Genomic DNA, 16,233 nt, shown 5'->3' with positions numbered 1-16,233 from the left:
AGAGTAGCATTTATTGTTTTGTCCAGAGAGCGTATGGATGGTGAAAATACGTCAAAAGGTAAATGTGAATGGGCCTTATGAAAGCTGCTGGCGCTAGTCGGTGGACGGTACCCTGCCGTTATCAGGTTTAAGTGGAGGCATGGCTTTTTTGGCATGCTTCAAACGAGGTGGCAACGCGGTGCAGATCGTCCTCAGCAAAAGTTAATTCTTTTGCTGAGGGCGATTTTTTTTTATTCAGCAAACTTTAATTACAAGATTGCTAAATAATCCGAATCGTAAAGGCGTAGTTTATTTCAAAAAAGGAGTGTTTCAAATGGTAGTTCAGCAACATTTTCGTACATCAATGAAAAAAGTAAATGGGGATTTACTGACACCGATTTCTATTTTCCAGCGATTGCAAGGTGAACGGAAGTTTTTATTGGAAAGTTCCTCTAAATATGATGGCAATGGACGCTATTCGTTCATCGGGGTCAATCCCCGCAAAACATATATCGGGACAGATGATCAGCTCTTAGATCATACGCATCATTCAAAAAAAGCCTACACATATGAAGGCGAACTGATCCAACTCTTAAAACAAGCGATGCCGCGTATTTCGTCACATACGGAATATCCGTTTACAGGTGGCGGGATCGGCTATATTCACGCATTGCAAAAGCCATTGCCTGAACTGCAGTTTCACGTTTACGATACACTCGTTATTTTTGATCATTTAACAGATGAAATCGCTGTTTTCCATACAAATATTGAAGCAGAGCAAGTAGAGCCAAACATTGATCTATTAATTGAACAGCTATTTACAACACCAACACCTGAACAGTCAGCCTACACATTGCAACATGTCGAAAAAGATGAAAATGAACGTTATCGCGCACAATTTACAGGTGACGCCCTTTCTCTTTATCGAAAAATGCGCATTGAGCACGCTGCACCATATATGTACTATGTCGAATTTGATGATTGCACAGTAATCGGTACGTCACAATCAAACTACATGCAAGTAAGGGACGGGAATATTTCCGTTACGAATGATGCACCGTCAATTGAACGCTATAGTACGGAAAATTCAGTGCAACAACTTGCCAATGTTACAACAGGTACGTTAAGCCCTACCCTTCATGCAATCGATATCGTGAAAGGGCTATTACCAGCACAAGGCTTGATCGGCTATATCGGCTTTAATGGGCAAGTCGATTTCACAACACCTGAACAGACGATAATAATTCAAGGAAATGTCGCTCAGCTTCATTCGAAAGCAGATGAAGAAGTGCCATTCCACTCTTTACTGAAAGGATGATGAACATGTCTTTACTTCCATACATTGAACAGATTGAGCGAAAAGAGCACTTAGTTTTTGAGGAAATGCAGCAGGCGGCACAGCTTATTTTTAATGAGCAAACAACGAAAGAACAGATCGCCTCCTTTTTAACAGCCATGAGTGCAAAAGGAGAAACGTCACACGAAGTTGCAGGTTTAGCTTCTGTAATGAAATCACATGCCGTGGCCGTCGACGTACCAGAAGGCATTTATATCGATAATTGTGGCACAGGTGGCGACGGACTTCAAAGCTTCAATATTAGTACGACTTCCGCTTTTGTATTGGCAGGTGGAGGCATTTCGGTAGCGAAGCACGGCAACAGAAAAGTATCAAGTGCTTCAGGAAGTTCGGATGTGTTAGAGGCACTTGGCATTACGCTATTGCCGAATATCGAGCAAACATCCGAATTACTCAAACAACATGGTATCGCCTTTTTACATGCACCGAATATGCATCCAAAATTAAAGCGAATCGGTGAAGTGCGACAGGCAATCGGCAAGCCGACGATTTTCAATTTAGTCGGCCCCCTGACAAACCCTGTTCCATTAAAAACACAGTTTGTCGGCATTAACCGACCGAACTTCACGACCGAGTATGCGGAAGTGCTCCATATGCTTGGACGTGAGCGTGCAATCGTCGTTTCAGGTGCACAAGGAATGGATGAAGCATCACTGGATGGTGAAAACACTTTTGTGCTGTTAGACCGCGGGGATATGATTCCATTTAAACTGCGCGCTGAAGATGTCGGTTTAGCCGCCCAGCCACTTTCTGCCATACGCGGCGGCACTCCTGCAGAAAATGCGGACATTATGCGTGATTTATTAAAAGGAAAACAAAGCGTTTATTTCGATACGGTTCTCTTAAATGCCGGCATTGGCTTCTTTGCATATGGGCTTGCCGAGACGATGAAGGAAGGAATCGATATGGCGAAGGACAGCATTATGTCAGGACGCGCTTATGAAAAATTAGAAAATATCGTTGCTTATAGCCAAAAACAGATGCAGGAGGAACCCGTAAAATGACGATTTTAGACCGTATTATTGACCAAAAAAAGACTGAGCTGCCACAATTGCTTTCGACAAAGCCTGTGTTTTTATCAATTGATAAGGCCCGACCTTCTTTATATGAAACATTGATGTCAGCCAATTCATTGCAAGTAATTTCGGAAATGAAGCGTGCCTCCCCTTCCAAAGGTGATATTGCGACAGAAGTCGACCCTGTTGAGCAAGCTTTACAATATGAAGAAGCAGGTGCTGCCTGTATTTCCGTATTGACAGAGCGCGCATTTTTTAAAGGAAGCTATGCGGATTTAAATGCAGTTGCAAATGCCGTAAACATCCCTGTTTTATGTAAAGACTTCATCATCCATGAAGTGCAGATCGACTATGCAAAGGCCGCCGGCGCATCGGTTGTACTGTTGATTGTCGCAGCATTAACAGACGTTCAGCTGAAATCCCTACACGCCTATGCGACAGAAAAACAGCTTGAAGTGCTCGTTGAAGTACATGATGCCGAGGAATTAAAGCGTGCCCTTGCCATTGGGGCAAACATTATCGGGGTGAATAACCGGAATTTGAAAACATTCGATGTTTCACTTTCAGCAACACTTGAAATTGCGCAGCTTCTTCCCCCATCACCAATTGCTTTTATTAGTGAAAGCGGCATTTCAGGTCCGGAAGATGCACAGTTTGTGGCGAATGCTGGCGCAAAAGGAATATTAGTCGGCGAGGCATTAATGCGGAGCGGAAACGTCAAAAAATCACTTAAAGCCCTACAAATCGACATAACAGCAAAGGTTGGCGAAAATCGATGACAAAAGTAAAAATTTGCGGATTAAAAGAAATCGAACATGTGGAAACAGCGGTCAAAGCAGGTGCTGATTTTATCGGATTTATGTTTGCGCCCAGTAAACGACGCATTACAGTAGAGGAAGCAGTGGAACTGGCAAAGGCAATTCCGAGTACAGTTAAAAAAGTCGGGGTTTTTGTCAATGAAGAGTCAGCCACTATTCGTCAAATTGCAAAAGAAGTCGGACTCGATTATATCCAGTATCACGGGGACGAGACGCCCGAACAAATTCAGGAGATCGGACTGCCGGCAATTAAAGCGTTTTCGATTCGTGGCGAAGAGGATGTGATGCGTGCGGCGACATATGATGTAGACTACTATTTGTTTGATGCGCCTGGAAGTGACTTCCGTGGAGGGAGCGGAAAATCCTTTGACTGGATGCTCCTCGATAAAGTGAAAATCCCGCTTGAAAAGGTTATTTTGGCAGGCGGATTAAATAATGAAAATGTTGGGCTGGCGATTATGCTTGTCGAGCCATTTGCGGTAGATGTTTCAAGTGGTGTAGAAGTAGATGGTCGAAAAAGTTCAGCAGCGATTACGAATTTTATTGAAACAGCAAAAGGAGAGTTGATTTTATGACGACAGTAAAAGGACGCTTCGGGCGATTCGGCGGTCAATTTGTGCCAGAGACATTGATGACTTCACTTGAGGAATTGGAGCTTGCATATGAGGAAGCAAAAAAGGACCCCTCTTTCCAGGAAGAACTTGACTATTATTTAAAGCAATATGTCGGACGGGAAACTCCACTTTATTTTGCGGAGCGTTTAACAAAAAAAGTCGGCGGTGCAAAAATCTATTTAAAGCGTGAAGATTTAAATCATACTGGCGCACATAAAATAAATAATGCGATCGGCCAAGCACTTTTAGCAAAGCGTATGGGGAAGAAAAAGATTGTCGCTGAAACAGGGGCAGGTCAGCATGGTGTCGCAACAGCAACTGCGTGTGCATTGCTTGATATGGAATGTATCGTTTATATGGGGGCAGAAGATGTGCGCCGTCAGCAACTGAACGTTTTCCGTATGGAGCTACTCGGGACAAAAGTTGTTGCAGTAGAAAAAGGTTCCGCAACCTTAAAAGATGCGGTTAATGAAGCATTGCGTCACTGGGTTACTCATATAGAAGATACGCATTACATTTTAGGATCAGCACTTGGGCCACACCCCTTCCCTACAATTGTCCGTGATTTCCAGCGTGTCATTGGGGATGAAACACGTGCCCAAATTTTACAGCAGGAAGGACGTCTTCCGGATACAGTTATTGCTTGTATTGGCGGCGGCAGTAATGCAATCGGAATGTTCTACCCGTTCGTGGAAGATCAGGATGTAGCATTATATGGCGTGGAAGCTGCAGGTTCTGGTGTCAATACCGACAAGCATGCGGCAGCAATTCATGTTGGAAAAACAGGTGTCCTTCACGGTGCGTTCATGTACTTATTGCAGGATGATAACGGTTTTGTTCAAGAAGCCCATTCAATTTCAGCAGGACTTGATTATCCGGGAGTTGGACCTGAGCACTGTCATTTACATGAAACAGGTCGTGCTGCCTACCCTTCTGTTACCGATGAACAGGCACTTGAAGGTGTGAAGCTGTTATGTGAAACAGAAGGAATCTTGCCTGCATTGGAAAGCGCGCATGCCATTTACTATGCAAGTCAATTTGCTAAGAACCGTCCTGCTGATGAAATTGTTGTTGTTTGCTTATCAGGACGCGGGGACAAAGATGTTCATACATTAATGGATAAACTTGGAGGTGGCTTGAAATGACATTGCAAAAACAGCTTGAAGACGTATTAGCAACAGGTGATAAGGCATTTGTTCCTTATATTATGGCAGGCGATGGCGGGCTTGAAACTTTAAAACCTACTATCTTAAAGTTGCAGCAAATCGGGGTTTCCGCAATTGAGGTCGGTATTCCATTTACAGATCCTGTAGCAGATGGACCAACGATTGAACAAGCCGGTGAACGTGCACTTGCCCACGGTGTGTCATTGAAAAAAGTACTAGCTGAACTGCAAAGCTTTGCACAGGATATCCATATTCCGCTCGTTGTCATGACGTACTTAAACCCGATTTTAGCTTATGGAATTGAAGCATTTGCCGAGGATGCAAAACGCGGTGGTGTTCAAGGGCTGATTGTACCGGATATGCCTTATGAAGAAAGTGCTTTATTGCATGATGCTTTAAAGGTAAACGGCATTGCGCTTGTCCAGCTCGTATCATTGATGAGCCCACCTGAACGTATTAAGAAATTAGCCGCAGCAAGTGAAGGCTTCGTTTATGCCGTTACGGTAAATGGTATTACCGGTGAACGTGCAAGCTTTGCCGCGGAACTTGCCGGGCACTTTGCAAACCTGAAAGCAGCGAGCAATATTCCGGTTCTAGCAGGATTCGGTATATCTACGACTGAACATGTAAAAAGCTTCGGCGACATTGCGGATGGCGTAATTGTCGGCAGTAAAATTGTTACGGCACTCGTTGAGCAAGACTGGGCAACAATTGAAGCGCTTGTACAGGCAACGAAGAAGACGGCCGCAATTTAATTGCCACGTATAATAGAGTATGCAACGGCTTGGTGAATAGGAGGTTTTCTCCTACCCAATCAGCTCTTTTGCATCCTGCTTTCTTCTATATATTACATTTCCTTTATATGGTATCCTTTGATTAAATCCTATTTAGTGGAGGTTCAAAATGAATGTAAAGGACTTTTTTGCCGGTTTGTTTTTTATTGGACTGGCGGGTTATTTTATTTACGCATTAGTCGATAATATGCCGAACCTTTTTATTGAAAGTACAACTACTTGGCAATATTTCGTTGCTTTCTTTCGTGTTGCACTGATCATTTTCCTATTCAATTTAGGACTCTCCCTTATGAAACGCTTTTTCGTAGGCGGGACGACGAAAAACGGGAACGCTCGGTAAAACGATGCGTTCCCGTTTTTATTTTTCGTTTACTCTTCTTCATTTAATGTTTCGCTAAATGCACCTTTAAAATCAGCATCTTTAATTGTAACATTTGCTTCTTTCAACAAACGTGCTTCTACTGTTTCCCACTCAGTATTCGCAACAATTCGCTCTCTCAATGTCTTTTTGATTTCTTCTTTTTGCTCTTCCAGTGAAGCATAGTCTTTCACTTCACGTTTATCTACTAGCTGAATAATTTCAAAGCCTAAAGTACTTTCCACCGGCTCTGATACTTCTCCAGTTTCTAACGCATTTGCCGCATCTGCAAATGTTGTCTCCATATCAGAAATTGACAGCCAGTCTAGATCGCCGCCGTTTTCAGCTGTTTCGCTATCCTGCGAGCTTTCTTTAGCAACCGATTCAAAATCGCCGCCTTCCGAAATTTGCTCATACAATTGCTGCGCCTCTTCTTCCGTCTCTACTAAAATGTGGCGTGTATGAAGCTCATATTTCCCTTGCTCATAATAGGTCTCGATTTCTTCCTCTGTTACTTCAACATCTTCCATCGCTTTTTGCTGGAGCAATTGGAAGCGTATTGTGTCCTTGAATGTTTCTTCTGTATAGCCATTCGTCGCCAAAGCCGATTCAAAGCTTTCTCCGTACATTTCTTTATACGTTTCGAGCTGTTCCTCTATTTCTTTGTCCGATACTTCATACTGATCCGTTAAAATTTTATCAATTACGACTTGTTCCAAAAGAGTTGTTCCGGCTATTTCTTTCATTTGCTCATAAAATCCAGATTTTGTAATATCCCCGTAAGCCGTTGTTGCCACAATCTCGTTATCTGTATTACCACATGCCGCCAACAAAAATGAAGCCGTCATTGTGATACCGATTAAAGTTTTTTTCATTAGTACACTCCTTGTTTTTAGGCTGTGAAGTTGCCGTCATAGCTTAACATTACCGCTGATGACACACCTTCTACTTTTGATAATGTTGATACGAAAGCAGCATCGTTCCCTTTTAAGCGTACTTCATATGTGACTTCCATTTGTTCATCATTCATCACCGATTTTGATTTTAGTAAATAACGTTTTGAGGCTTCTCTCAACAATCTTTCAATTACTGCATTCGTTTCTTCATGCTCAAAACGTACTACAACTAAGTACGGATTTTCGATTACAATTTTATTTTGGAAAACAATGATGACTACTCCAATAATGACTGAACCGATTACCGCTAAAGGAATAAATCCTGCACCACATAAAATTCCGACTACTACTGACCAAAACAGGAATATTAAATCCATCGGGTCTTTAATCGGTGTACGGAAACGAACGATTGATAATGCACCGACCATACCAAGTGATAATAAAACGTTTTGACTGATCCCCATAATGACAAGCGCTGTTGCCATAGCCATAATCATCAACGAAATATTGAACGAATGAGAGTACACAACGCCGTTAAATGTTTTCTTATATATGAAGTAAATAAACACACCTAATAAAAAGGCACTTGCCAGTCCGATCAATGCATCGATTAAAGAAAAACTGGACGTCTTTTCTAAGAAACTCGATTTAAAAATATCATCAAAATTGGTGATATTCGTTGCTGCTAATAATGTAAACACTTAAAATTCCTCCTATATTTAGCCGAACATGCGGCTTAACTGATATTTTGAGTACGCTTCATGGCGCGTATGAATGCCTTGCAGCAACATTTTAATAATTGCCGGCAAGTACTCGTCGTACTTCACTTCCAAAATGACTTCATTTTGATCAAGTACATCGACCATTGGTAAGTTTTTGTCGAACATATCGGTATTGCGCAAGCTTGTCTGTACTTTGCAATCGAATGTTATACGCACATTGCCATGCTCATACAAGTAGGCTTCACGTTCATAGTCGACAACGGTCGTTGGTTTCAGGTGATAAAGTCTGATGTCTTTGTACAAATCTCGGATTAATGAACGCTCATCACCTTTCATCCATTCGAAATCATTTACACGCAATTGCTCAAATTCTTTTTTTGTCAGTGGACATTTAGATTTGTATGTCTGGTTATTGCGCTTCGATTTGCGCTCAAGATGAATAACCGCATCGCTTTTGTTGTATATTCGCACCCGGTATTTATCCCGGTTTAAAAAGCCTTCCTTCTTTTCGTTCATTACCTTATTGTCGAAGTTGTCGAAATAACAGGAACGGATGAGATAACGCCCGTTTGCATTTGCATGCGGATCGAGCTTCATCATATGACGCAGCTTCATTTTTAAAATTTGATAGTCAATATACGTAATCCCAAATTTCATTTCACTGCGGCCATTTGGATTATAGGATGTTTGTTTTCGCACCATGCTCACCCCTTTTTATATTTTCTTCTGCTTAGGATTACAACAGCACCGATTGCGATAATGACTGCTGCAAAGGAAGCTGCCAATATGATGATCGTTTGTTTTGAACTGCCTGTTGCCGCGTCGTTTGTACGTTGCTGCCCTGGCATACCATTCATTTGGGGCATGTTCTCGAAATTGGATAATTCTCCGTTCATTTCCGGCATATTCTCGAAGTTTGGCATCTCTCCGTTCATTTCCGGTGGTCCGCCCTGTGCTCCGTTTTCACCGTTCGCGGGTAGCTGTCCATTTCTTTGTGGACGATTACCGCGCCCTTGATTGGCATTCCCTTGCCCGTTGTTCCCGAAATCCGGTAGGGCTTGGCCGTTCATTTCAGACATTTCGCCATTCATTTCACCGCCCGGGGCACCGCCAAATCCTGATCCTGCACCTGATACACCTTCAATTTCACCGGCAAGCTGCTTTAAAATCGATTCGCTGCGCTGTTTTGCAAATTCCGGCAAGCTTTGTTCACCGCTCACTCCTGCCAGGAATTGCTCTGTCGTTGCAAATTTGGATGGATCCTCTTCTACTGCTTCCTGCAGCAAATCTTGTAATTTAGTTGTAATCGCAAGTACATTTTGTTCTGTTAAAATTTCAGCCGCTATTTTTTCTAAATAACCGTCATATAACGCCCGCGCTTCTTCGTTCTCTAAAATAATTTTCAATAATGGACGTGCATCAACGGTTGTTCCCGATACAGGCTCCGTAATACTGAAATTAATATTGGAGTCGGTTATGATCGTTTCGTTAAGCATCATACCGCCACCTCCCATATCACCGTTTATCTGTGGCGGATTGTTTGTGGGTTCTTCTGTTTGTGCTTCGTTATTTTGCCCGGCATCGGCATTGACTTTCCCGTCCGGACGACCGCCCCCACCGCCAAATCCACCGAATGACATGTTATAATCCCATGGAATAACCGAGAATTGTCCATTTTCATCTTCATATAAATAGTAGTTATGCTTGAATGAGCCTTGATAACTGTCCATGCTGACAAGTGCCGTATTTAATGCGAAATAGCGTGCTGCCTCGTCAATATTTACCGAAGAGGTGTCACCCTCGCTAATTTCTTTCAGCATGTTGACGACATTTGAATTTTTTTCAGCCGTTTTTTTGTTCATTTTTACTTCATCAAAAATTCCGGCGTAATCATCTGTATCATCCGATTTATAGGCTAAATCACTGCCATCGCCTTCTGGTTTAAAAATAAACCCTTCTGTCGATCCGAAATTTGTTTTCGCAAAGGCTTCTCCAATTTCTTCAACGGCAAGCATCAGTCCGTAATATTCACCATTCACAAGCACTTTTACATAAGAGTGTGCTGGTGTCACGATTCCCAGCTGTTCCATCAGTTCGTATGAGACAAATTCCTTCATTTGTGTTGTATCTGAAAAGTTATTGTTTAAATTGATTTTCTCCAAACCGTAAAACGTCTGGTTCGTATCATATTGAGCAAAATCCACTTTTAGACTGTAACGCTCTGAATCGCTGTTCGCCACACTTGATAATGAGGAGTTCCCTTTTGCACGAACACCTACATTGTCATATGCTTCACCGTTAATCGTTACTTTTGCTTCCACATATTCCTCGGCAGTTGGATTGTCCAAAATTTTATTCCAGTTGCTGTCACTCACCGTTATTTCTACGACTGCGAGTTCATCTTCCTTAAATAACTGCTCTTTATAGTCATAGCCTGCTGTTGATTTTTCTACGTTAAAATACTTCAGCCCATAAACTGCAGCTATCACGACGGCAACCGTTAAAATAATTGGCACAACTAGCCATCTTGTACGCACTTTCAAAGTCATTCCTCCTTACAAACGTTACAATACAGAGGAAAAATGAAATGAAAATGAAAAAATGGTCCGGATAAATAAAAAAACTCAATTTTCCTCCAGAAGAGAAAAGTTGAGTTTTTTGATTCATGTATTTTGTTTTGTTGCGGAAGACTTTTTAATAAGACTCCTCGCCTATTTTTGAACAATCGGCAATTCAACAGTAAATGCTGTCTCTGCGCCTAGCTCGCTTTTTACTGTAATTTGCCCGCCATGCAAATCAGTAATGACTTTTGCGATGGCAAGTCCGAGCCCCGTTCCTGATTTATTGCGTATTTTATCTGCCCGGTAAAACCTTTCGAAAATATGAGGCAAATCTTCCTCCGCAATGCCGATACCGGTATCTGCCACTTCGATTTTCACGAAGCTTGTTTCCTTATATGCGCGAACATGAACCGTACCTTCCGTTGTATAGGTCACTGCATTTTTCAATAAAATATAAAGCAGTTCCTCTACCAATATTTTATCCGCTTCAATCGTCAAATCCTCTTCAATATCGAGCTGAAATGATAGATGCTGCACCGTTTTGGCAAAGCGGCGTGTTCGCTGAATGAGTACTTTCGATAAATCCACTTCACTGATTGTCAACTGAATTTGATTTTGATCCGAACGTGTTAACGTAAGCAAACTTGAAAGCATGTCATTCATATAATTCGCTTCATTTTTCATATCATCCATCGTATCTGTTGGATAATCGGTTTCCTTTTGCTTCATCTGCGCTTCGAATAATTCCAGCGAGCTGTACAGTACGGCAAGCGGTGTCCGGAGCTCGTGAGAAGCATTTGCTACGAATTGGCGCTGTTGCTCATACGATGTTTGAATTGGTGCCATCGATTTTTTCACTAGGAAATAACTTAATATCCCGATGCCGATACTTGAAACAGTCAGCAGCATGATAAGTAAAATAAGCACGTTTTGTAACAGTTCTTCATATGTCGTGACATCCTGGCCAACTGCGATATAGCCTAATGTCTCCCCTTTCATGCGCACAGCCTGTGTCATGACGAGCAATGTTTCGCCTTCGTAGTCATATCGTTTAAACTGTTTCGTCTCTACCGGCGTTAAATTTTCCTGCAATACTTCATTGAATCCGGCATGCAGCTCTTCTCCGTACAAAATCTCCAGATCACGGTTAACAACATAAAAGAAGCTCACTTGATCGACTTCAAGTTCAAAACGCTGAGGAGGCTTCGGTGGTCCGTTATAAATATTGAAAAACTTATCGATATTGTTAGCCGCATAGCTTTCAACCATATTTTCCTGTACTTTGTTCAAAATTTGCGCAAAGGATATATAGAAAACAGTTAAAAACAGCACGAGAAAAACAAAATAGCTAATGGCATTCATCCATGTGAGGCGCATTTTTATTTTTCTAAACATCGCTGTCCCTCAATTTATAGCCAAGTCCGCGAATGCTTTGAATATAGGACGGCTCATCTTCCATATCTATTTTCTTGCGTACTAGACGGATGAGCGCTGCCAGCGTATTTGTATTGGCATTATCGTCAATGTCCCAAATATAGTCGATCATCTGTTCATGTGTCAGTACCTGTCCTCTGTTTTCAATTAAATATTCGAGCAGCAGAAATTCATTTTTCGTCAGGCTTACTTCGAAATTCTCAATAAAAACGGTCCGCTTGTTTTTATTAAGCTTCAGCGAACCTACGCTGATTTCCTCTTCCACCATTTTGTTTTTCCGACGCAACAGTGCCCGGACTCTTGCACGAAGCTCCTCCATTTTAAATGGCTTCACCATATAGTCATCCGCGCCATTATCCAATCCTTCGATAATGTCTTCCGTTGCATCTTTTGCTGTCAGCATTAAAATTCCGCCATCAAACCCTTTGCTCCGTGCATACCGGCATACTTCAATTCCTAAAGCTTCCGGCATCATCCAGTCGAGCACGAGCAGATCGTATTGATAGTAATCGATTAAATCCTTCGCTTCCGCTCCATCAAATACGGAATCAACCGCATAAAAATCGAGCTTCAATATTTTCGCGATGTTATCACACAATGTATGATCATCGTCCGCCACTAAAATTCGCAATTTCCGCACCTTCTTTAATTGAAATCAACTTGCCATTATTTTTGCACACCTTCCCTTTTTATTCTAGTAAAAATATAAAAAAGGAACGCCCGGTAATTCAGAGCGTTCCCATATTTCAAATTACAGTTGAAGCTGTGGATAAATTTCATTCACATTTTCACGTAACTTCGCCTTTAAGAACTTTCCGACAGAAGTTTTCGGAATTTCCGTTAGAAAGACGATATCATCCGGCAGCCACCACTTTGCAAATTGACCTCCCAAAAATGCGGTAAGTTCCTCTTTTGTTGTATTGGCCCCCTCTTTCAAGACAACACATGCCAGCGGACGCTCTTGCCATTTCGCGTGTGGAATAGCAATGACTGCCGCTTCAAATACCGCTTCATGCGACATAAGCGCATTTTCCAAATCAACGGATGATATCCACTCACCACCGGATTTGATTAAATCTTTCGTTCGGTCTGTTATTTTAATGAATCCCTCTTTTGAACGAACCGCGATATCCCCTGTATACAGCCAACCATCAGAAAAGGCTTCCGCTGTACGTTCATCTTTATAATATTCCGCCGCAATCCATGGACCACGCAGACGCAGCTCGCCCATTGTTTCTCCGTCCCAAGGCACTTCACCATTTTCATTGACGATGCTCGATTCAATTCCTGGAACCGTTAAGCCTTGCATTGCGCGTGTTTCAATTTTTTCATCCAATGACCAGTCATTCATATGTGACATATCACGTGACATCGAAACAATCGGTGAAGTTTCCGTCATGCCGTATACCACAATATAGTTGACGCCCATTTCTTCGTACTTTTTAATAAGGCCTTTTGGTGAAGCCGATCCTCCACAGAAAATTTCCTGTAATGTGGATAAATCACGGGCTCTTTTTTCCTGTTCCTGCAATGCGCCAAGCCAGATTGTCGGTACACCCGCCGTTTTCGTTACATTGTACTGCTCAATGAACTCCAATATTAGTGCCGGGGTAAATTGAGGGCCGATCAATACTTGCGTAGCCCCTACATTCACTGCTGCAAACGGCATTCCCCAAGCGTTGACATGGAACATTGGAACAATCGGTAAAATCGTGTCACGTTCTGAAATTGCCATCGTATCCACCATTGAAATCGACATGGAATGCAGCACGAGCGAACGATGTGTATACACAACCCCTTTTGGATTCCCTGTTGTCGCACTTGTATAGCACATGCTTGCCGGCGCATTTTCATCCAAATCTTCCGGGAATGCAAAGTTTTCATCTGCTTCTTCCAGCAATGCTTCATATGACAGTACATTCGGCAAAGTCGTTTCCGGCAATTCCCCATCCGCCATAATGATGTAATGCTCGATTGTTTTCAATTCCGATTGTACTTCCTCAATGAGCGGCACTAAATCTTCATCTATTAAAATTATTTTATCTCCCGCATGATTAATAATGTACGCAATATGTTCCGTTGACAGGCGAATATTGACCATATGCAAAATTGCACCTGCGCATGGAACCGCAAAATACGCTTCTAAATGGCGATGCTGATTCCAGGCAAATGACGCAATTTTATCACCGCGCTCCATGCCCAGCTTTGTTAATGCATGCGCTAGCTTTCTTGTACGCTTTACCCATTGCCCGTATGTAAGGCGATGAACCTTCTTTTCACTTGTACGTGAAATAATTTCTTTGTGTGCATAATACGTTTCTGCACGCTTGACCATATCTGTTAGAACGAGTGGTGTTTGCATCATCATTATATATTTCCCCCTTTTATGAGGCACTATCTTACCGGCAATCCCCATTACCAATAAAATACCTCCTAATTTCTCCCACAATATCATTCTAATATAATATACTGAAAAATGAAAATATTTTGTCAATAATGCAGCGATTTCATTTTACTAGAGAAACGAATATTACAGAATTTTGCTTTTAGGGTCTCCCACATCGAGGCTTTCCACCGGCACCTATATAAAAAAGCGAGTGAACTGCTTTTCAACAGTTTCACTCGCTTCTTTAAGTTAAATCGCGTTTTGTGCTAATCGTACTTTTAGTTTTTCCAGCATATCGACCGTCATTTTTTCCAGATCGTAGCTAGCTTTGAAGCCCCATTCTTCAATCGCTGCCGATGAGTCGATTGCATTTGGCCAGCTGTCCGCAATTGCCTGACGGATCGGGTCGACATCATAATCCATTGTAAAGCTTGGAATATGCTTTTTAATTTCGGCTGCGATTTGTGACGGCTCAAAGCTCATCGCCGAAATATTAAATGCATTGCGGTGCACAAGCTTTGCAGGGTCCGCTTCCATTAAATCAACAATAGCCTGCAGTGCATCCGGCATATACATCATATCCATATACGTACCTTCCGCAATATACGATGTGTAGCGTCCTTCCAAGATTGCTTTATAATAAATATCTACCGCATAGTCCGTCGTTCCTCCACCAGGTGGCGTCACATACGAAATCAGCCCCGGGAAACGGACACCGCGTGTATCCAGCCCAAAGCGTGTGTAGTAGTAGTCGCATAACAATTCGCCTGCTACTTTATTGACACCGTACATCGTTGTTGGACGTTGCAGTGTATCTTGTGGTGTATTGTCCTTTGGCGTAGAAGGACCAAATGCGCCGATTGAGCTTGGCGTAAAAAACTGCATATCAAGTTCACGCGCCACTTCAAGTGCATTCATTAAACCGCCCATATTTAAATTCCAGGCGAAAACTGGATTTTTTTCTGCTGTTGCCGAGAGTAATGCAGCCATGTGTATCATCGTGTCTGCACCAAAATCATGGGCAAGTGTGTGCATGCGTTTCCCATCTGTTACATCCAATACTTCAAATGGACCTTCATGCTGATCAATCTTTCGAATATCTGTTGCCAATACATTATTTGTGCCATACGTATGGCGTAATTTCTCTACTAATTCCGAACCAATTTGACCTAAAGCACCGGTCACCATAATTTTCTTCACGCTGAAGCCTCCCTATCCTTTAAAAGACAATTTTCAGCCTGTTACCGCTGAATATACCGTCTATTATTTCTCATCTATTAAAACAAATGTCCTTGTGGAAAATACATAGAACCATCCGTAAAACTTGATGTTCAAACATTTTCATGAAATTCATTATATGGTGTTCTTTTCTAAAAAACAATATTTAAAAAATATTCTTTTTCAGCAATACATTTGTACGTGTGAAATATTCGAATAGAAAGATTACTTTTATACGAGTGGCTCTGGTTGTAAAATCGAGAGAAATTTAATTTCTCTTTCTAACATTGGGTTGATTTCCATTCCGGGTCGGACGCTTTCCGCGGGCACGAGGCCAACACGATGTCGGTCACAAAAGCGTTGCCACAGGACGTGGCGTTCTTAGCTTTTGTTCCTTTTGCTCAGGCGTCGGTGCTCCTGACGCTTCGCTTTCGTCGCAAAATAAATTTTGCTGTTCCCACTGGAAGCTTGCTTGTAGCGAAAGGCGCCAACCGTCAGCACGAACACTCGCCTCCCCTCCATTCCAATCAACTTACTTAATATCTGGTTTTATCATCTTATTTTTTATTGGACGATTAGAAAGTCTACTCATCCAAGAGTGCTTCATAAATATGGTGGAACTGAATTCTTTCGCTGTTTGCCAGCTTGACGTATTGTTCGTGGATGTTGATTTTTTGAATTGCTCCGGAAACTGTATAAAGGCCTGTTTGCTCCCATACTTTTAGTTGGATCGGGCAATGCTCTGTGTAGGCTCGCTGCAGATTGATGTTAATTTGTTCTAACTGGGCTTCGTCGAGTTGGGGTTGGGTAACAATTGTGTCCTCTTCCTGCCATTCACGTAATAGTTGGACATGCTCCGGCAGCATCATTGCGCTCCATTTAATTGTTCCTCTATCTTTGTTCATCGCCTTCAC

At 42.1% G+C, this 16,233-nt stretch carries 17 protein-coding genes and 1 other annotated feature (1 of these 18 cut by a window edge); of the genes, 8 read left to right on the top strand and 9 right to left on the bottom strand.

Translation table 11 applies throughout. From position 1 onward, the window contains the following. Positions 1–196, top strand: a binding site (T-box leader) (it extends 19 nt beyond the left edge of the window). A 117-nt stretch (positions 197–313) separates the two neighbouring features. From MHH37_RS02735 to MHH37_RS02705, 7 genes are all read left to right on the top strand, one after another. Beyond that, positions 314–1,297, top strand: coding sequence for a metal ABC transporter ATP-binding protein (locus MHH37_RS02735; protein WP_342574896.1), 984 nt, complete (start codon positions 314–316; stop codon positions 1,295–1,297). A gap of 5 nt (positions 1,298–1,302) precedes the next feature. Further along, positions 1,303–2,340: an anthranilate phosphoribosyltransferase gene (gene trpD, locus MHH37_RS02730; RefSeq protein WP_342574894.1), complete on the top strand. Its 1,038-nt coding sequence runs from the start codon at positions 1,303–1,305 to the stop codon at positions 2,338–2,340. Next, complete coding sequence (trpC, locus tag MHH37_RS02725; RefSeq protein ID WP_342574892.1) at positions 2,337–3,131, top strand: indole-3-glycerol phosphate synthase TrpC; 795 nt, start codon at positions 2,337–2,339, stop codon at positions 3,129–3,131. Before trpD ends, trpC begins: the two co-directional genes overlap by 4 nt. Beyond that, a complete protein-coding gene (locus MHH37_RS02720) occupies positions 3,128–3,745 on the top strand; it encodes a phosphoribosylanthranilate isomerase (RefSeq protein ID WP_342574891.1) in 618 nt (205 codons plus the stop codon). The genes trpC and MHH37_RS02720 overlap by 4 nt, the downstream gene beginning before the upstream one ends. Continuing rightward, positions 3,742–4,929, top strand: a complete 1,188-nt coding sequence (gene trpB, locus MHH37_RS02715; RefSeq protein WP_008404594.1) for a tryptophan synthase subunit beta — start codon at positions 3,742–3,744, stop codon at positions 4,927–4,929. Before MHH37_RS02720 ends, trpB begins: the two co-directional genes overlap by 4 nt. Further along, positions 4,926–5,705 (top strand): tryptophan synthase subunit alpha, encoded by a 780-nt coding sequence (gene trpA, locus MHH37_RS02710; RefSeq protein ID WP_342574890.1) that lies wholly within the window; start codon positions 4,926–4,928, stop codon positions 5,703–5,705. Before trpB ends, trpA begins: the two co-directional genes overlap by 4 nt. Positions 5,706–5,853: 148 nt before the next feature. Next, a complete protein-coding gene (locus MHH37_RS02705; protein WP_342574889.1) occupies positions 5,854–6,084 on the top strand; it encodes a sulfate permease in 231 nt (76 codons plus the stop codon). 29 nt (positions 6,085–6,113) lie between these two features. On the opposite strand, the gene MHH37_RS02700 is transcribed toward MHH37_RS02705, so the two are convergent. The 8 genes from MHH37_RS02700 to MHH37_RS02665 form a co-directional block, all read right to left on the bottom strand. Continuing rightward, positions 6,114–6,977 carry a peptidylprolyl isomerase gene (locus MHH37_RS02700; RefSeq protein WP_342574888.1) on the bottom strand — a complete coding sequence of 288 codons (864 nt, stop codon included), beginning with the start codon at positions 6,975–6,977 and terminating at the stop codon, positions 6,114–6,116. Between the two features lie 17 nt (positions 6,978–6,994). Beyond that, the gene (locus MHH37_RS02695) at positions 6,995–7,699 is read right to left on the bottom strand and encodes a DUF4956 domain-containing protein (RefSeq protein ID WP_008404602.1); all 705 of its coding nucleotides are present in this window, start codon (positions 7,697–7,699) and stop codon (positions 6,995–6,997) included. 18 nt (positions 7,700–7,717) lie between these two features. Beyond that, positions 7,718–8,422 (bottom strand): polyphosphate polymerase domain-containing protein, encoded by a 705-nt coding sequence (locus MHH37_RS02690; protein ID WP_342574886.1) that lies wholly within the window; start codon positions 8,420–8,422, stop codon positions 7,718–7,720. A 2-nt stretch (positions 8,423–8,424) separates the two neighbouring features. Beyond that, positions 8,425–10,269, bottom strand: a complete 1,845-nt coding sequence (locus MHH37_RS02685; RefSeq protein ID WP_342574884.1) for a CotH kinase family protein — start codon at positions 10,267–10,269, stop codon at positions 8,425–8,427. Positions 10,270–10,431: 162 nt separating this feature from the next. Continuing rightward, a complete protein-coding gene (locus tag MHH37_RS02680; RefSeq protein ID WP_342574882.1) occupies positions 10,432–11,676 on the bottom strand; it encodes a HAMP domain-containing sensor histidine kinase in 1,245 nt (414 codons plus the stop codon). Further along, entirely contained in the window at positions 11,669–12,355 is a 687-nt protein-coding gene (locus MHH37_RS02675; RefSeq protein WP_342574880.1) for a response regulator transcription factor, read from the bottom strand. The genes MHH37_RS02680 and MHH37_RS02675 overlap by 8 nt, the downstream gene beginning before the upstream one ends. Positions 12,356–12,466: 111 nt before the next feature. Then, positions 12,467–14,080 carry a long-chain fatty acid--CoA ligase gene (locus tag MHH37_RS02670; protein WP_342576205.1) on the bottom strand — a complete coding sequence of 538 codons (1,614 nt, stop codon included), beginning with the start codon at positions 14,078–14,080 and terminating at the stop codon, positions 12,467–12,469. Between the two features lie 270 nt (positions 14,081–14,350). After that, positions 14,351–15,301 carry an L-threonine 3-dehydrogenase gene (locus MHH37_RS02665; protein ID WP_342574879.1) on the bottom strand — a complete coding sequence of 317 codons (951 nt, stop codon included), beginning with the start codon at positions 15,299–15,301 and terminating at the stop codon, positions 14,351–14,353. 360 nt (positions 15,302–15,661) lie between these two features. Between MHH37_RS02665 and MHH37_RS02660 the strand changes: the two genes are divergently transcribed. After that, entirely contained in the window at positions 15,662–15,859 is a 198-nt protein-coding gene (locus MHH37_RS02660) for a hypothetical protein (RefSeq protein ID WP_342574877.1), read from the top strand. A 44-nt stretch (positions 15,860–15,903) separates the two neighbouring features. Here MHH37_RS02660 and MHH37_RS02655 read toward each other — a convergent pair whose 3' ends face one another. Continuing rightward, positions 15,904–16,224: a YolD-like family protein gene (locus MHH37_RS02655; protein WP_008404614.1), complete on the bottom strand. Its 321-nt coding sequence runs from the start codon at positions 16,222–16,224 to the stop codon at positions 15,904–15,906. Between the last annotated feature and the right edge of the window lie 9 nt (positions 16,225–16,233).

Source organism: Solibacillus sp. FSL K6-1781 (genome assembly GCF_038630735.1).
Lineage (GTDB): Bacteria > Bacillota > Bacilli > Bacillales_A > Planococcaceae > Solibacillus > Solibacillus silvestris.
This window is presented reverse-complemented; position numbering and strand designations above follow the sequence as displayed.

Bases quoted from the DNA above. Each gene is read 5' to 3' on its own strand.
- MHH37_RS02735 (WP_342574896.1), top strand. From the start codon at position 314: ATGGTAGTTCAGCAACATTTTCGTACATCAATGAAAAAAGTAAATGGG.
- trpD (WP_342574894.1), top strand. From the start codon at position 1,303: ATGTCTTTACTTCCATACATTGAACAGATTGAGCGAAAAGAGCACTTA.
- trpC (WP_342574892.1), top strand. From the start codon at position 2,337: ATGACGATTTTAGACCGTATTATTGACCAAAAAAAGACTGAGCTGCCA.
- MHH37_RS02720 (WP_342574891.1), top strand. From the start codon at position 3,128: ATGACAAAAGTAAAAATTTGCGGATTAAAAGAAATCGAACATGTGGAA.
- trpB (WP_008404594.1), top strand. From the start codon at position 3,742: ATGACGACAGTAAAAGGACGCTTCGGGCGATTCGGCGGTCAATTTGTG.
- trpA (WP_342574890.1), top strand. From the start codon at position 4,926: ATGACATTGCAAAAACAGCTTGAAGACGTATTAGCAACAGGTGATAAG.
- MHH37_RS02705 (WP_342574889.1), top strand. From the start codon at position 5,854: ATGAATGTAAAGGACTTTTTTGCCGGTTTGTTTTTTATTGGACTGGCG.
- MHH37_RS02700 (WP_342574888.1), bottom strand. From the start codon at position 6,977: ATGAAAAAAACTTTAATCGGTATCACAATGACGGCTTCATTTTTGTTG.
- MHH37_RS02690 (WP_342574886.1), bottom strand. From the start codon at position 8,422: ATGGTGCGAAAACAAACATCCTATAATCCAAATGGCCGCAGTGAAATG.
- MHH37_RS02685 (WP_342574884.1), bottom strand. From the start codon at position 10,269: ATGACTTTGAAAGTGCGTACAAGATGGCTAGTTGTGCCAATTATTTTA.
- MHH37_RS02680 (WP_342574882.1), bottom strand. From the start codon at position 11,676: ATGTTTAGAAAAATAAAAATGCGCCTCACATGGATGAATGCCATTAGC.
- MHH37_RS02670 (WP_342576205.1), bottom strand. From the start codon at position 14,080: ATGATGCAAACACCACTCGTTCTAACAGATATGGTCAAGCGTGCAGAA.
- MHH37_RS02660 (WP_342574877.1), top strand. From the start codon at position 15,662: ATGTCGGTCACAAAAGCGTTGCCACAGGACGTGGCGTTCTTAGCTTTT.
- MHH37_RS02655 (WP_008404614.1), bottom strand. From the start codon at position 16,224: ATGAACAAAGATAGAGGAACAATTAAATGGAGCGCAATGATGCTGCCG.